Here is a 13,958-nt window from a genome sequence, read left to right on the forward strand (position 1 = left end):
GGGAGTCACCCGGTCCCCGTCGGGGTCTCCGCACCTGAGGGCGGGACGGGACAGGGGCGAGACCACACGTTACCCGGATTCACCGGCTGCCGCTGACGACACCACACCTCGCTGCTCCGGCCCCTCTCGAGGCCGGTTGTCCACAGATTCGCAGCGAAGCTGTTTTGACGCCACATCTGGGTTACTCAAGGTGCGCAGTAGTAGTAGGGCCTGTGGACAGTGTGGATAACCATTGTCTTTGCAGGTCAGAGACGGAATTTTTGTCCACAGGGCCTGTGGGTGAAGCTGTGGGAAACTCCGGGTCACTGTGGATGAAGAAGAGGGCCCACAGGTTGTCCACACGGCATCCACAGCTGCGTCCACAGGTTTTCCCCAGGTTGTCCACATGAGGCTGAGGTCCCGTGATCGGATGATGGGTGAACTCCGTCCACAGCTGAACCCCGGTTACCCACAGGGCGGGAGCACTTGTCCACAGCTTTTCCACAGTGTTGTCCACAGAATTCGACCTCCACCTGTGGACAACTGAGTCGAGATCGCTGAAAATTTTTTTTCGAGCACCCCGACGTACCTCTCGTACTGGGACAAAGATGCTGTGCACAGCGTTTTCCACAGGCACCCCGAAGAACGTGCACATCCGCCGTTGACACGGTCGTCCGGGGGCGGAGGCTCGGGTGTGGATGAAACCCCGGAACAGCCCGAAGAGCAGGGCGTTCGGTGCTTTGTGGCCAGGAAGGGGCAGGTCGGGGACGGTACCTCGCACAGCGGTCACCGGGGTGCTCATCCACACACAAGCCTGTGGATAACTTGCACTCAGGGCGGTGAGCGGCCTTCCGCAGGGCCGGCGGCGGCCGCATCACCCGTGGACCTGTGGACGAAGAGGCGGGGTCTGCACGGGGGGACACATCGGCCCGTGGACAGGTCGACCCGTCGACAAGTCGTGCCGTCGACGGGTCGACACCTCGACACAGAACGGGGAGGGCCGACAGGGACGTCGGCCCTCCCCGGAGTCACGGATGCCCTGGAGCGGGCGGGGGTCAGTGCAGCGAGGGCTGGTCCTTGATGCGGCTGGTGAGCTCGTGCACCTGGTTGTAGATGGACCGCCGCTCGGCCATGAGCGCGCGCACCTTGCGGTCGGCGTGCATCACCGTCGTGTGGTCGCGGCCGCCGAACTGCTGCCCGATCTTGGGCAGCGACAGCTCGGTGAGCTCCCGGCACAGGTACATGGCGATCTGGCGGGCCGTCACGAGCACACGCGAACGCGAGGTCCCGCAGAGGTCGTCCACGGTCAGGCCGAAGTAGGCGGCCGTCTGGGACATGATCGTGCCGGTCGTGATCTCGGGGACCTCGTCGCTGGGCACCAGGTCGCGCAGGACCTGCCCGGTCAGCTCCAGGTCCACCGACTGCCGGTTGAGGCTGGCGAAGGCGGTGACGCGGATCAGCGCGCCCTCGAGCTCGCGGATGTTCGTGGAGATCTTGCTCGCGATGAACTCCAGGACCTCCGGCGGCGCCGCCAGGCCCTCCTGCGCGGCCTTCTTGCGCAGGATCGCGATACGGGTCTCCAGCTCCGGCGGCTGCACGTCCGTGAGCAGGCCCCACTCGAACCGGCTGCGCATCCGGTCCTCCAGCGTCGTCAGCTGCTTGGGCGGCCGGTCACTGGAGATGACGATCTGTTTGTCGGAGTTGTGGAGCGTGTTGAACGTGTGGAAGAACTCCTCCTGCGTCTGCTCCTTGTTCTCCAGGAACTGGATGTCGTCCACCAGGAGCACGTCGATGTCCCGGTACCGGCGGCGGAACCCGTCCGCCTTGCCGTCGCGGATCGAGTTGATGAACTCGTTGGTGAACTCCTCGGAGCTGACGTAACGCACCCGGGAACCCTCGTAGAGACGGTGCGTGTAGTGCCCGATGGCGTGCAGGAGGTGGGTCTTGCCCAGGCCGGAACCGCCGTGGATGAACAGCGGGTTGTAGGCCTTGGCGGGCGCCTCCGCGGCCGCGACCGACGCGGCGTGCGCGAAGCGGTTGCTCGAACCGATGACGAACGTGTCGAAGGTGTACTTCGGGTTCAGGCGCGCGTGCTCGCTGGGCGGGGCCTCCTGTGAGCGGCCGGGCGGCGCCCCGGGGGACTCGCGCGCCTTGCCCTGGTCGGAGGGGGTCTGTCCCCCGGCCCCGGCGGACGCGGGTGCGTCTTCGGCCGGAGGGGTCTGAGGGGTCTCCCAGCGGTTGGGCGCGTCCCACTCGGGCGCGGGGACCTGCTCCTCCGACCGCGGTGCCCACCCGCCCGGCTCGGCCCGCCACGGCTCGGGCTGAGGCGCTGCCTGAGGCGCGGGCTGCGGTGCCGGTTGCGGGGCCGGCTGAGGAGCGGGCTGCGGGGCCGGCTCGGGACCGTGCGTCGGCCAGGCGGTCTCCCCACCCTGGGGGCCCGCGCCCGGCAGCTCCTCCTGGGAATAATGCTGCGGCTCGGCCTGCGGGGCGGCGTGTGCACCGCGCCGTTCCCACCCCTGGGGCTCGGGCTGCAGCAGGTCGGCCTGCTCGTGCTCCTGGGGCGCGGGGCGGGCGTGCTTGCTCTCCCAGTGCTGTTCATTCTGCTCGGGGGCGCTGTAGTAGCGCTCCTCCGGCGGCTGGAAGGGCGGCTGCGGTTGCGGCTGTGCCTGCGGCTCGGGCGCAGGGGCGTGCTGCGGCCCCTGGGCCTGGGGCCCTTGGGCAGGGGCCTCCGGGTACGGCGTCGGGGCAGGGTTGTGCTGGGCCGGGGAGGACGGCGGCGGCTGCACCGGTTGGGGGGTCTGCGGCGTCGGCGGTGGCGTGGGGACCGCGGTGGGGTCGACCGTCACCGCCACACGGATGTCCCTGCCCAGCTGTCCGGACAGCGCCTTGCTGATGGCCGGATAGAGCCGGGTCTCGAGCACCTTCTTGGTGAACTCGTTCGGTGCGGCGATGAGCGCCGTGTCCTCGATCAGGCCGAGCGGACGGGTCTGCGGAAGCCAGGCGCGCTGGTGCGCGGGCAGGGCGTCGTTGTCGATCCCGTCCAGCACGCTGGACCAGACCATTGCGAGGTTGACCTGTGCATCAGCCAAGGTGACCTGCCATGGGTGCTGTCCCTTCGGTGCGGATCTGTTCGGGCGTTCGTGCGCTCGTGCGCGCTGCCCCGGTGTGGGCGCGACTCTCCATTGTCCTCCCACACAGGGGGTCGACGGGACGCTTCGGGCGTCCCTGAAGGGGATCCGGGCCTGTGGACAACTTCACGGAGCCGGTGGCGCGGCCCTGTGGGTTACTGGTGAGTATCCACAGTCGGGGACGCTTGTCCACAAGTTGTGCACAGGTTTGTCCACAGGGTCTCAGATGGGTGTGCACAGCGCAGGGTTTTCCACAGTGCGCAGGTCAGGGCATGTGTGCAACGATCATGAGGAGGTTGTGCACAGGCGGCTCCCCGGCGAGGGGAAAGTTATCCACAGGCTGAGGTTATCCACAGGAGCCCGGGGATGTGGAAGTCTCACACGCTGTGGACAACCGGTGTCCACAGGTTTCCGCCGAACCCCTCCACCTCCCGGGCCGACAGTCTCTCGCGCGCGGGCCACGCGCGCGAGGGGAGAGCGGGCGGACCGCCCGGCCGCACCCCCTGAACAGGCCCGATTTGACCCCACGCGGGCCAGGCCGTATGTTCTTTATGCTTATGCCGATGATTCTGTCTGCGCCCGTGTGCTCAGTACTCGGTGACGCGTCCTCGGCGCATGAGCACAGCACGACCCCGCATATCCTGGGGGTCTGTCGTATGTATTTCCTGACACGCCCCTGGAGCCTTAAGTGAGCAAGCGTACGTTTCAGCCGAACAACCGGCGTCGCGCTAAGGTCCACGGCTTCCGGCTGCGCATGCGTACGCGCGCCGGTCGCGCCATCATCGCCTCGCGCCGTCGCAAGGGGCGCAAGGCTCTGAGCGTGAGCCACTAGGTCACGCGCGAGACCCACACTCTCGGGGACCGGTCCGGCCACTCGCCGGCCGGTCCCTTTGTCATGGGAAGACGCGGAGAGCCGGGAGGAAGCCATGCTGTCGCCGAAGAACCGGATGCGCCACAGCTCCGAGTTCGGCTCCGTCATGCGCTCCGGAAAGCGTTCTTCCCGCGAGACCCTGGGAGTGGTCTACCTCTCACCGCCCACCGTCGGGTCCGGAACCGGGACCGACCCCGAACCGCCCCGCGTCGGCTTCGTCGTGAGCAAAGCGGTCGGGGGAGCGGTCGTCCGCAAGCGGGTCCAGCGCCGCCTCCGTCACCTGATGCGGTCTCGGCTGGGTGATCTGCCAGACGGTAGCCTTCTGGTAGTGCGTGCCAAACCCTCCTCCGCCACCGCGCGGAACGAGGAACTGGCCGCGCAACTGGACAGTGCGATCGCCGCCGCGAAGCGCCCCAAGAGCGCCTCGCGGCGCCGCCGCGGCCGTGGCCGGACCCGTCCTCCCGAGGGGCCGGCGAACGGTGAAGCAGAAGGGAACCGCCGCCCCGAAGCGGCCGGAGAACGGTGGGCCAGCCGATGACCGAGCACAGACCGACCGCGTTCGCGCGTGTGCTGATGCTGCCCATCCGGGGATACCAACGCTTCATCAGCCCACTGTTCCCGCCGGTCTGTCGCTTCTACCCCTCGTGCAGCGCGTACGCCATGGAGGCCCTGCGCGTGCACGGCGCCCTCCGCGGACTGTGGCTCGCCGTCGCACGGATCGCCCGCTGCCATCCCTTCCACCCCGGAGGCCTGGACCCCGTCCCGCCTCCCCGGGGTGCTCGTACCGACCGGGCCGCCTCCGACGGCGGACCCGGGTCCGAACGGGAGCCCGCTCCCGATGACTCGGCGGACGGACCCGGTGACCCGGGAATCCGCCCCGGAGACCGCTAGCCGAACGAATCACCTAGGAGTTGGCCGGTGCTGGACTGGCTTTACAACATCGTCGGCCACGTATTGGTCTGGATCCATGCGGGTCTGACCGCCGTGGGCCTGAACCCCGAGAGCGGGTGGGCGTGGGGCCTGTCCATCGTGCTGCTCACCGTCGTCATGCGCCTGCTGCTGGTGCCGCTGTTCGTCAAGCAGATGAACACGCAGCGCAAGATGCAGGAGGTCCAACCGAAGATCGCCAAGCTTCGGGAGCGCTACAAGCACGACAAGGAACGCCTGCAGCGCGAGTCCATGAAGATCTACCAGGAGAGCGGCACCAACCCGATCATGGGTTGTCTCCCGCTCCTCCTGCAGATGCCGGTCTTCTTCGCCCTGTTCAACGTGCTGCGCAACGTCGCTGAGGGCAACGCCCGGTTCGGGTTCGACGAGCAGCTGGTCGAGCAGGCCCGTGAGGCCCAGATCTTCGCGGCCCCGATCGCCGCCCAGTTCAACTCCTCCGAGCAGGAGCTGGCCGCGCTGGGCGCCTCCGACCCCATCATCGCCAAGGTCGTCATCGCGATCGCGTGTGTGACCATGGGTCTGACGACCTTCCTCACCATGCGTCAGAGCATCAAGCGGAGCATGGCTCAGCAGCCTGACAACCCGATGATGCAGACGCAGAAGATCATGATGTACATGGCGCCCCTCTTCGGGCTCTTCGGCCTCATGATGCCGGTCGGTGTTCTGGTCTACTGGGTCACCTCCAACGTCTGGACCATGGGTCAGCAGCACATCCTCTACCGGAACCAGCCGGCGCCGGGTGAGGAGCCCAAGGCCAAGGAGAACGGTTCGGCCAAGGGCATGCTCGGCCGCAAGAAGGGGACCGAACCCGCGCCCGAGCCGGCGGAACAGCCTAAGATCGAACGCAAGCAGCCGAAGAAGCAGCCGCGTTCCAAGCGCACGGGTGGCGGTTCCTGACGGGACCCCCTCGGCCCGGCCGGAGACCGTCGTCGTGCTTCGTGTCGGCCGCGCACACAGTCGCGTACGCGGGCGACAATGCCCCTGAAGGTCACGACGTGAACGAGGAGACGGGATCGCTGTGGGACGTAGCGAGGAAGAGAGCGGTGGAGTAGCGGTGGCAGAGGCGCCTGAGTCCGGTATCGACGTCGAATCCTTGGAGAACGAGGGCGACATCGCCGCGGACTACATTGAGGGCCTCCTCGACATCGGGGACTTCGACGGGGACATCGACATGGACGTCGAGGGCGATCGTGCTCTCGTCTCCGTGGTCGGCGCGACCCTCGACGAGCTCATCGGTGACGACGGCGAGGTCCTGGAGTCGCTCCAGGAGCTCACCCGGCTGGCCGTACACCGGGCCACGGGTGAGCGCAGCCGCCTGATGCTCGACATCGGCGGTTACCGGGAAGGGCGCCGGAAGGTGCTCTTCCAGGTCGGCACTGACGCTGCGGACAAGGTCAAGGAGAGCGGGGAGTCCCACTCGCTGGAGCCCATGACCCCGTTCGAGCGCAAGGTCGTGCACGACGCCGTCGCCGCTGCCGGTCTGACGAGCGAGTCCGAGGGCGAGGAGCCCAACCGGTACGTGGTGGTCAACCCCGCCTGAGGTCGACCCTCACGCAGAACCCGAGGGCGTCGGTGCGAGAGCACCGGCGCCCTTCGTCGTGTCCGGGGCCTGTTTCACGTGAAACACACGCGCCCACGCGTGCCCTTGGTGGGAGCGGTCGGGTCGTGTTTCACGTGAAACCACTGGCCGATTCATGGCCATGTCGACATGGCCATGAATCGGGTGCACGGGAAGGCCACCGCACCAAGGGATCCTGGGATCTGGGGTCGAGGAGGAGGGGGTGCATCGACCCGTCGCCATATCGACATGCCGATCCCCGTGGGCGGTCCGCGCGTCTGCGGCACCCCTGTTTCACGTGAAACACGGCCCGTGAAACGCCCGATCCCCGGGTCGACGGTGATGGTTGCGCGGTGTCCCGCATAGGATCGATGGGGGTCCGACCCGATGGTGGTCGACTCTCATGAACCCCCTGCCCCACGCACCCCCGTTCGGCCGTGCCGGGAGAGTCCGCGCCCGGGTGGCCGCGCAAGCATGGAAATGACGATGGACGAGTACCGACAGGTGGTGTCCGATGACCTCGGGGCCTGACGTCCCGCCCGCAGCCGAAGCGCCGCCGCAGGAGGCGGAGGCCGTCTTCGGTGACTCCCTGCCCAAGGCCCGACGTTACGCAGAACTGCTCGCGGACGACGGCGTCCGCCGGGGGCTCATCGGCCCGCGTGAGGTCCCGCGCCTGTGGGGCCGGCACCTGATCAACTGCGCCGTCGTGGAGGAGCTCCTCCCGGAGGGCGCCGACGTGATCGACGTGGGGTCGGGCGCCGGGCTCCCCGGGGTGGTCCTCGGGCTGATGCGCCCGGACCTCAACGTGACGCTCCTGGAGCCGCTCCTTCGCCGCACCGTCTTCCTCGAGGAAGCGGTGCAGACGCTGGAGCTCCCCAATGTCCAGGTGCGCCGCGGGCGTGCCGAGGAGGTGCGCGGAGACCTGTCGGCGGACTTCGTGACCGCCCGTGCGGTCGCGCCGTTGGGCCGGCTCGCGGGATGGTCCCTGCCGCTCCTGCGTAAGAACGGGAGCCTCCTGGCGCTCAAGGGAGAGCAGGCCGAGGCCGAATTGGCAGCCGCAGAGAAAGACGTTTCAAAATTGCGGCCAAGTGTTAGCGATGTGATCCGGGTCGGTCGGGGTAAAGTCGATCCCGCTACCACGGTCGTTCGCGTCACGGTGACATCCGACGGTGGTCCGCCCCCCGGATCCCAGAAGTCGCGGGGCGGCAAGAAGAAGCGCGGACGGAAGAGGTGAACTCATTCGTGCCCCAGTACCCAGCCGACCAGGCCGCTGTTTCACGTGAAACAGCGCCGGGCGCCTACGGTGATCTGCTCGACGGCGACGGTGTTTCACGTGAAACACCCACGCCCGCGGCGCCGAACACGCCCCTGGCCAACGCCGCTCACGCAGCCACGTCCACACACGGGCACGACGAAGTGTGGCCGCGCCCCGAGCGCTGCCGCGTGATCAGCGTCGCCAATCAGAAGGGGGGCGTCGGCAAGACCACGACGACGGTCAATATCGCCGCCGCTCTCGCGATGCACGGGCAGCGTGTGCTCGTGGTCGACCTCGACCCCCAGGGGAACGCATCCACGGCGCTCGGTGTCGAGCGCGACAACCAGACCCGGTCCATCTACCACTGCCTGGTGGAGGACGAAGAGATCCGGAAGTTGGCGCAGCCGGTCCCCGACATCCCCAACCTGTGGTGCGCGCCGGCCACGATCGACCTGGCGGGCGCCGAGATCGAGCTCGTCTCCCTCGTCGCGCGGGAGGCCCGCCTCAAGCGTGCCTTCGCCGCCTACGACACCTCCGAACTCGACTACATCCTCGTCGACTGCCCTCCCTCACTGGGTCTGCTCACCGTCAACGCGATGGTCGCCTGCGACGAGGTCATGATCCCGATCCAGTGCGAGTACTACGCGCTGGAGGGTCTCGGCCAGCTGCTGCGGAACGTGGAACTCGTGCAGTCCCACCTCAACCCCGGGCTGTCCATCAGCACGATCCTCCTGACGATGTACGACGGGCGCACGCGCCTGTCCCAACAGGTCGCCGACGAGGTCAGGTCCCACTTCGGTGAGGTCGTCCTCAACTCGGTGGTGCCGCGCAGCGTGCGGGTCTCAGAGGCACCGAGTTACGGGCAGTCGGTGATGACCTACGACCCGTCCTCGACGGGTGCGTCCGCCTACGCGGACTCCGCGCGGGAGATGGCCCACCGCGCCCCGACCGCCGGTCGTTGACGGGCCGGTGGTTCTCCGTGTTCCCGGGGTAGGAGCCCCGGGGCGCACGACGTTCGTACGAAGGAATCTGGAGGGAATTGCCGGTGAGTCAGCAGCGGCGCGGACTGGGCAAGGGACTGGGGGCGCTCATCCCGCAGGGGCCGGCGGCCCCCGCGCCGTCGGAGGGCGGTGGCACCCCCGAGCCGGCGCCCGTGCCGGAGGCCCCCGAGGTCGTCGATGTGACCCCGGAGGGTCCGGCGGGGTTGTCCGACGGGACGTATCTGGAGGAGGTCGAGCTCGGGGCGATCACGCCGAACCCCCGGCAACCGCGGGTCAACTTCGACGACGAGGCGCTGGAGGAACTGCGCGACTCGATCGTGGAGGTCGGTCTCCTGCAGCCGGTGGTGGTACGCAAGCTCGCCGTCCGGGAGGGCGTGCAGCGCTACGAGCTCATCATGGGCGAGCGCCGTTGGCGGGCCAGCAAGGAGGCCGGTCTCGAGCGCATCCCCGCAATCGTGCGCAGCACGGGCGACGACGAGTTGCTCAGGGACGCGCTCCTGGAGAACCTCCAGCGCCAGGAACTCGACCCGTTGGAAGAGGCCGCCGCGTACCAGCAGCTGCTGGACGACTTCGGTGCCACGCACGGGGAGCTCGCCCAGCGGTTGGGCCGGTCGCGGTCGCACATCACCAACACCCTCCGGTTGCTGAACCTGCCGCCGAAGGTGCAGACACGGGTGAGCGCCCGTGTGCTGAGCGCCGGCCACGCGCGGGCGCTGCTCGCGGTGGAGGAACCGGAGCTTCAGGAGCGGCTCGCGGAGCGGGTCAACCTGGAAGGGCTCTCGGTGCGCTCCCTGGAGGAGACCATCGCTCTGCAGAAGAGCGGCCACGGGGTCGACGACCGCGACCGCGCACGGCGCAGCACCGGGCGTCCGACCCCGCCGCCGCAGGCGGAGGAGTGGGCCACGCGCCTCTCCGACCGTTTCGACACGACGGTGAAGGTCGACTTCGGCAAGAAGAAGGGGAAGCTCGTCGTCGAGTTCGCGACGATGGAGGACCTCGAGCGCATCATCGAGCAGATGGACGGCCGCGCCTCCTGACCGTCCGCCCGCGGTGTTTCACGTGAAACACCGCGCACGAAGAAGGGCCCCGGAGCGAAGAAAACGCTCCGGGGCCCTCGCGTGTCCGGGGACCGCTGAGGGTCACAGGAACTCGGCGAGCTCCTTCTCCAGGACGCGCTTGGGCTTGGCGCCGATGAGCTGCTTGACGACCTCACCGTCCTTGTAGACGTTCATGGTCGGCAGCGACATGACGTTGTAGGTGCGGGGGGTGTCGGGGTTCTGGTCGGTGTTGATCTTGACGACCTCGATCTTGTCGCCGTACTCCTCCGCCAGCTTGTCCAGCACCGGGGCCATCTGCTTGCACGGCCCGCACCAGTCCGCCCAGAAGTCCACGAGGACGGGCTTGCTGTTGGAGAGGACGTCGTCCTTGAAGGACGCGTCGGTGGTGGTCTTGACGTTGGACATGGTTCTCCTCGGTTGGCGGAACGTGAGGGATCCGGTCTCGGCACCGCTGCCGCCCCGGGGGACGGGGAGCCGGGACCGCATGGTCGATCGGGGTGTCAGTTGCCCATCGCGGCGAGGTGGCGCTCGGCGTCCAGTGCGGCCGAGCAGCCGGTCCCGGCGGCGGTGATCGCCTGGCGGTACTCGTGGTCGACGACGTCGCCGGAAGCGAAGACCCCGGGGAGGGTGGTGCGGGTGGAGGGGAAGTCCACCTTGACGTAACCCTCCTCGTCGAGCTCGATCTGCTTGTCGAACAGCTCGACACGGGGGTCGTGACCGATGGCGACGAAGAGGCCGGTGACCTCCAGGGTGCCGGACTCGCCGGTCTTGTTGTTGTAGGTCTTCAGCCCAGTGACGCGCTCCTCGCCGAGCACCTCGGTGACCTCGGTGTCCCACACGAAACTGATCTTCTCGTTGGCGTGGGCGCGCTCGGCCATGATCGCGCTGGCGCGGAGCTCGTCGCGGCGGTGGACGACCGTGACGGACTTGGCGAATCGCGTGAGGAAGAGCGCCTCCTCCATCGCGGTGTCGCCGCCGCCGACCACGGCGATGTCCTGGTCGCGGAAGAAGAAGCCGTCGCAGGTGGCGCACCAGGAGGTGCCCCGGCCGGAGAGCTCCTTCTCACCGGGAACGCCCAGCTCGCGGTAGCCCGAACCCGTGGAGAGGATGACGGTGTGGGCGTAGAAGGTCTCGCCGCCGGCGACGACCTCCTTCACCGGCTTGGTGAGGTCGGCCTCGGTCACGTCCTCGGGGACGAGCTCGGCGCCGAAGCGCTCGGCCTGCTTGCGCATGTTGTCCATGAGGTCGGGTCCCATGATCCCGTCGGGGAACCCGGGGAAGTTCTCGACGTCGGTCGTGTTCATGAGCGCGCCGCCGGCGGTGATGGAACCCTCGAAGACCAGGGGGCGCAGCTCAGCACGTGCTGCGTAGACGGCCGCGGTGTATCCCGCGGGACCGGAACCGATGATGATCACATTGCGGACGTCACTCACGCTCGTTGGCCCTTCGCACAGTCGCTGCCCCGGCCACCGGGCGTGACCTCGGGGAGAATGGTTAGCACAACCGATGGTAAGCGTCCGGCTATTCCCGATCGGACAGGGCCTCCGGGTACTGGGGAGGGGTATCGGTGCGGGCGTGCAGGGCAGAGCCCGTGGAGGCCTCCGCGCCGACCTCCTGCACGGCGCTCAGGTGACCCTGTGGCGGGTGCGGAGGGCCGACCCGGCCCCGAGTGCGATCAACCCCGCGACGAGCCCCCAGAGAGCGTTGGTGGCCGCCATCGGGACGAGCGCCACCGGGTTGGCCAGCGGGCCCTGGAGCTCACCGGACAGCACGGGGGACAGCACCGCGCTCAGTACGACCGACGCGAGCGCGTACGTGAGGCCGGTCAGCACGAGGGTGGCGACCGGGCGCGGCTCCCGCACCGCGACCACGGTTCCCACCCACACCGCCGTGATGAGAACGGTCACCAGGGGCTGGACGATCGCCCCGCCCACGGCTTCGGTCACCCCCACGATGCTGAGCAGCGGACGGACCAGGGCCAGCGCACCGAGTCCGAGAACGAGCGCCCACGGCAGACCGGGGGGCCGGCCCTGTTGGGAAGGGCGGGGCGGAAGAGGCTGAGACATGGTGACCTCCGACGTGTGACCTGCGATGACGTCCACCGACGGTAGAGCTCGGCCGCGCCCCGGTGCGTCCCCTCACGCGCGCCTTCTCGGACGCATACGGGCGTGCACCGCCTACGCGCGAACGCGTACACGGAGGACCGCGCCGCGGTAGGGACACCCGGACCCGCGCTCCGTAGAATCACCGCCATGTCCAGTGAGAGCGGCCGCCGGGCCGTCGCAGTCGACGCCCTCTTCGGGTTCGCCGTCTTCGCCGTCGTCGCCATCGCCGTGGGCTCCGACGTGGCCGACCCGGGTGTGGACGAACCCCTCGTCGTGGACCGCCCGGCGCTCGGGTACCTCATCGCGGTCATGCTCGGCGCACTCATGTTCTGGCGCCGCACCCGCCCGGTCGCGGTGCTGCTCGCCACGGGTGTCCTCATCGTCGCGAACTACGTGCTGGACCTGCCGATCATCGGGCTGGCCGTCCCCTTGGCCCCGGCGCTGTACTCGGCCGCCGAGGCCGACCGCACCCGGTGGGCCGTCGGCACAGCGACGGGGCTGCTCCTGCTGTCCACCGGCGTACGCCTGGCCCAGGGACAGGACCCCGCCTTCGTCCTGGGTTACGAACTCGCCTCCACGGTCGCGATCATGGGCGCCGCGATCGCCCTCGGCCACATCCAGGTGCAGCGCCGCCGCGCAGGGGAACAGCGGATGCGCATCGCCGAACTCGACCGCCAGGCCGCCCGCGCCGAGGCCGCCGAGCGGGTCTCACTGGAACGGACCCGGATCGCACGCGACCTCCACGACGCCGTCGGCCACCGGCTCACCGTCGTCATGCTGCACTCCTCCGTCGCGGTCGAGGCCCTCGAGGGCGACCGGCCCGACCTCGACACCGCCCGCACCGAACTCGGGTACGTCACCGACTACTCACGCGCCGGACTGCGCGAACTGCGGTCGACCGTGCACGCCCTGCGCGGGTCCGACAGCGAGGTCGCCGGGACCGCGTCCCTGGCCTACCTCGACGACCTGACCGCCGAGGTGCGTGCCGCCGGACTCACCGTGGACGTGCGCGGACGCCCCGAACGAGGCGACCTGCCCGCCCTGGTCGACGCGACCGCCCACCGGGTCGTGCAGGAGGCCCTCACGAACACGCTCAAGCACGCGCGGGCCCGATCCGCGACCGTGGAGTTCACCGTCGACGGGGAGGATCTCACCGTGAGCGTGGCCGACGACGGGGCCACCCCGGCCGGGGACGAGGGGACCGGCAGCGGGCTCGCGGGGATGCGCGAACGGGTCCGCCTCCTCGGCGGGGAACTGGAGACCGGCCCGCGGCCCGACGGCGGGTTCCTGGTCCGGGCACGGCTGCCGATCGGGGGGCCGCGTTGATCACCCTGCTGCTCGCCGACGACCAACCGCTCGTCCGCACGGGCGTACGCTCCCTCGTCGAACGGGACGGCGACATCGAGGTCGTCGCCGAGGCGGGGACCGGGCGCGAGACCCTCGCGGCGATCGATCGCCACCGTCCCGACGTGACCCTCCTCGACCTACAGATGCCGGACCTGGACGGCCTCCAGGTGCTGCGCGAGCTCGGCCGGCGCAGGTCGGCAGAGCGACAGGACGCCACGTCCGCACAGAGACATGTCGACACACGTGTGGTGGTGCTGACCACCTTCGGGGAGGACTCGAACGTCTTCGCCGCACTGGCCTCCGGGGCGGCCGGGTTCCTGCTCAAGGACGCAGGACCCGACGAACTGCGAGGGGCCGTCCGGACGATCGCGGCGGGGGAGGCGCTGCTCTCACCCGGCGTCACCCGCCGGGTCGTCGAACGGATGGTCGCCTCGGTTCCGGCCCACGGATCCGGGGAACGGCTCTCGGTCCTGACCGGTCGCGAACGCGATGTGCTGGCCCTGGTCGGCCGCGGTATGTCCAACGGGGAGATCGGACAGCACCTGCACCTGAGCCCGGAGACGGCCCGCACCCACGTGGGCCGTGTGCTCGCCAAGCTCGGGGCCCGCGACCGTGCCGGTCTTGTCGTCATCGCCTACGAGACCGGGCTGGTGCGTCCGGGAGAGGCCTCGGGCGAGGCCTGAACGGGGGACGGGTCGCCGTGTCGAC

Annotated in this window: 14 protein-coding genes; 10 read left to right on the forward strand and 4 right to left on the reverse strand. The window is 69.1% G+C overall.

Annotated elements, in window-relative coordinates; genetic code table 11:
- Positions 1 to 1,034: 1,034 nt before the first annotated feature.
- On the reverse strand, positions 1,035 to 3,041 hold the full coding sequence (dnaA, locus tag IDM40_RS05255) for a chromosomal replication initiator protein DnaA (RefSeq protein WP_235997372.1): 2,007 nt from the start codon (positions 3,039 to 3,041) through the stop codon (positions 1,035 to 1,037).
- A 754-nt stretch (positions 3,042 to 3,795) separates the two neighbouring features.
- Here dnaA and rpmH point away from each other — a divergent pair.
- The 8 genes from rpmH to IDM40_RS05295 all read left to right on the forward strand — a co-directional run bounded on the left by rpmH (position 3,796) and on the right by IDM40_RS05295 (position 9,777).
- A complete protein-coding gene (gene rpmH / locus IDM40_RS05260; RefSeq protein WP_193120780.1) occupies positions 3,796 to 3,939 on the forward strand; it encodes a 50S ribosomal protein L34 in 144 nt (47 codons plus the stop codon).
- A gap of 94 nt (positions 3,940 to 4,033) precedes the next feature.
- Positions 4,034 to 4,516, forward strand: a complete 483-nt coding sequence (gene rnpA, locus IDM40_RS05265; RefSeq protein WP_193120781.1) for a ribonuclease P protein component — start codon at positions 4,034 to 4,036, stop codon at positions 4,514 to 4,516.
- Positions 4,513 to 4,869 carry a membrane protein insertion efficiency factor YidD gene (gene yidD / locus IDM40_RS05270; protein ID WP_193120782.1) on the forward strand — a complete coding sequence of 119 codons (357 nt, stop codon included), beginning with the start codon at positions 4,513 to 4,515 and terminating at the stop codon, positions 4,867 to 4,869. Before rnpA ends, yidD begins: the two co-directional genes overlap by 4 nt.
- 27 nt (positions 4,870 to 4,896) lie before the next feature.
- On the forward strand, positions 4,897 to 5,823 hold the full coding sequence (gene yidC, locus IDM40_RS05275; protein WP_193120783.1) for a membrane protein insertase YidC: 927 nt from the start codon (positions 4,897 to 4,899) through the stop codon (positions 5,821 to 5,823).
- Positions 5,824 to 5,980: 157 nt separating this feature from the next.
- On the forward strand, positions 5,981 to 6,466 hold the full coding sequence (locus IDM40_RS05280; RefSeq protein WP_193120784.1) for a Jag family protein: 486 nt from the start codon (positions 5,981 to 5,983) through the stop codon (positions 6,464 to 6,466).
- 532 nt (positions 6,467 to 6,998) lie between these two features.
- The gene (gene rsmG, locus IDM40_RS05285; protein ID WP_193120785.1) at positions 6,999 to 7,718 is read left to right on the forward strand and encodes a 16S rRNA (guanine(527)-N(7))-methyltransferase RsmG; all 720 of its coding nucleotides are present in this window, start codon (positions 6,999 to 7,001) and stop codon (positions 7,716 to 7,718) included.
- A gap of 8 nt (positions 7,719 to 7,726) precedes the next feature.
- Entirely contained in the window at positions 7,727 to 8,701 is a 975-nt protein-coding gene (locus tag IDM40_RS05290; protein WP_407939930.1) for a ParA family protein, read from the forward strand.
- Positions 8,702 to 8,784: 83 nt separating this feature from the next.
- Positions 8,785 to 9,777 (forward strand): ParB/RepB/Spo0J family partition protein, encoded by a 993-nt coding sequence (locus tag IDM40_RS05295; RefSeq protein ID WP_193120786.1) that lies wholly within the window; start codon positions 8,785 to 8,787, stop codon positions 9,775 to 9,777.
- A 102-nt stretch (positions 9,778 to 9,879) separates the two neighbouring features.
- On the opposite strand, the gene trxA is transcribed toward IDM40_RS05295, so the two are convergent.
- From trxA to IDM40_RS05310, 3 genes are all read right to left on the reverse strand, one after another.
- Positions 9,880 to 10,203, reverse strand: a complete 324-nt coding sequence (gene trxA, locus IDM40_RS05300; protein WP_017614196.1) for a thioredoxin — start codon at positions 10,201 to 10,203, stop codon at positions 9,880 to 9,882.
- A gap of 95 nt (positions 10,204 to 10,298) precedes the next feature.
- A complete protein-coding gene (gene trxB / locus IDM40_RS05305; protein WP_193120787.1) occupies positions 10,299 to 11,231 on the reverse strand; it encodes a thioredoxin-disulfide reductase in 933 nt (310 codons plus the stop codon).
- 192 nt (positions 11,232 to 11,423) lie between these two features.
- The gene (locus IDM40_RS05310) at positions 11,424 to 11,864 is read right to left on the reverse strand and encodes a hypothetical protein (RefSeq protein ID WP_193120788.1); all 441 of its coding nucleotides are present in this window, start codon (positions 11,862 to 11,864) and stop codon (positions 11,424 to 11,426) included.
- Between the two features lie 186 nt (positions 11,865 to 12,050).
- Here IDM40_RS05310 and IDM40_RS05315 point away from each other — a divergent pair, with 186 nt between their 5' ends.
- Both IDM40_RS05315 and IDM40_RS05320 read left to right on the forward strand, forming a co-directional pair.
- Positions 12,051 to 13,229 (forward strand): sensor histidine kinase, encoded by a 1,179-nt coding sequence (locus IDM40_RS05315; RefSeq protein ID WP_193120789.1) that lies wholly within the window; start codon positions 12,051 to 12,053, stop codon positions 13,227 to 13,229.
- Complete coding sequence (locus IDM40_RS05320; protein ID WP_193120790.1) at positions 13,226 to 13,933, forward strand: response regulator; 708 nt, start codon at positions 13,226 to 13,228, stop codon at positions 13,931 to 13,933. The genes IDM40_RS05315 and IDM40_RS05320 overlap by 4 nt, the downstream gene beginning before the upstream one ends.
- Positions 13,934 to 13,958 lie beyond the last annotated feature (25 nt).

Source organism: Nocardiopsis coralli (assembly GCF_014892575.1).
GTDB lineage: Bacteria > Actinomycetota > Actinomycetes > Streptosporangiales > Streptosporangiaceae > Nocardiopsis > Nocardiopsis coralli.

Coding starts and splice junctions, on each gene's coding strand:
- yidD (WP_193120782.1), top strand. CDS start 4,513: ATGACCGAGCACAGACCGACCGCGTTCGCGCGTGTGCTGATGCTGCCC.
- dnaA (WP_235997372.1), bottom strand. CDS start 3,041: ATGGTCTGGTCCAGCGTGCTGGACGGGATCGACAACGACGCCCTGCCC.
- trxA (WP_017614196.1), bottom strand. CDS start 10,203: ATGTCCAACGTCAAGACCACCACCGACGCGTCCTTCAAGGACGACGTC.
- IDM40_RS05315 (WP_193120789.1), top strand. CDS start 12,051: ATGTCCAGTGAGAGCGGCCGCCGGGCCGTCGCAGTCGACGCCCTCTTC.
- rnpA (WP_193120781.1), top strand. CDS start 4,034: ATGCTGTCGCCGAAGAACCGGATGCGCCACAGCTCCGAGTTCGGCTCC.
- IDM40_RS05310 (WP_193120788.1), bottom strand. CDS start 11,864: ATGTCTCAGCCTCTTCCGCCCCGCCCTTCCCAACAGGGCCGGCCCCCC.
- rsmG (WP_193120785.1), top strand. CDS start 6,999: ATGACCTCGGGGCCTGACGTCCCGCCCGCAGCCGAAGCGCCGCCGCAG.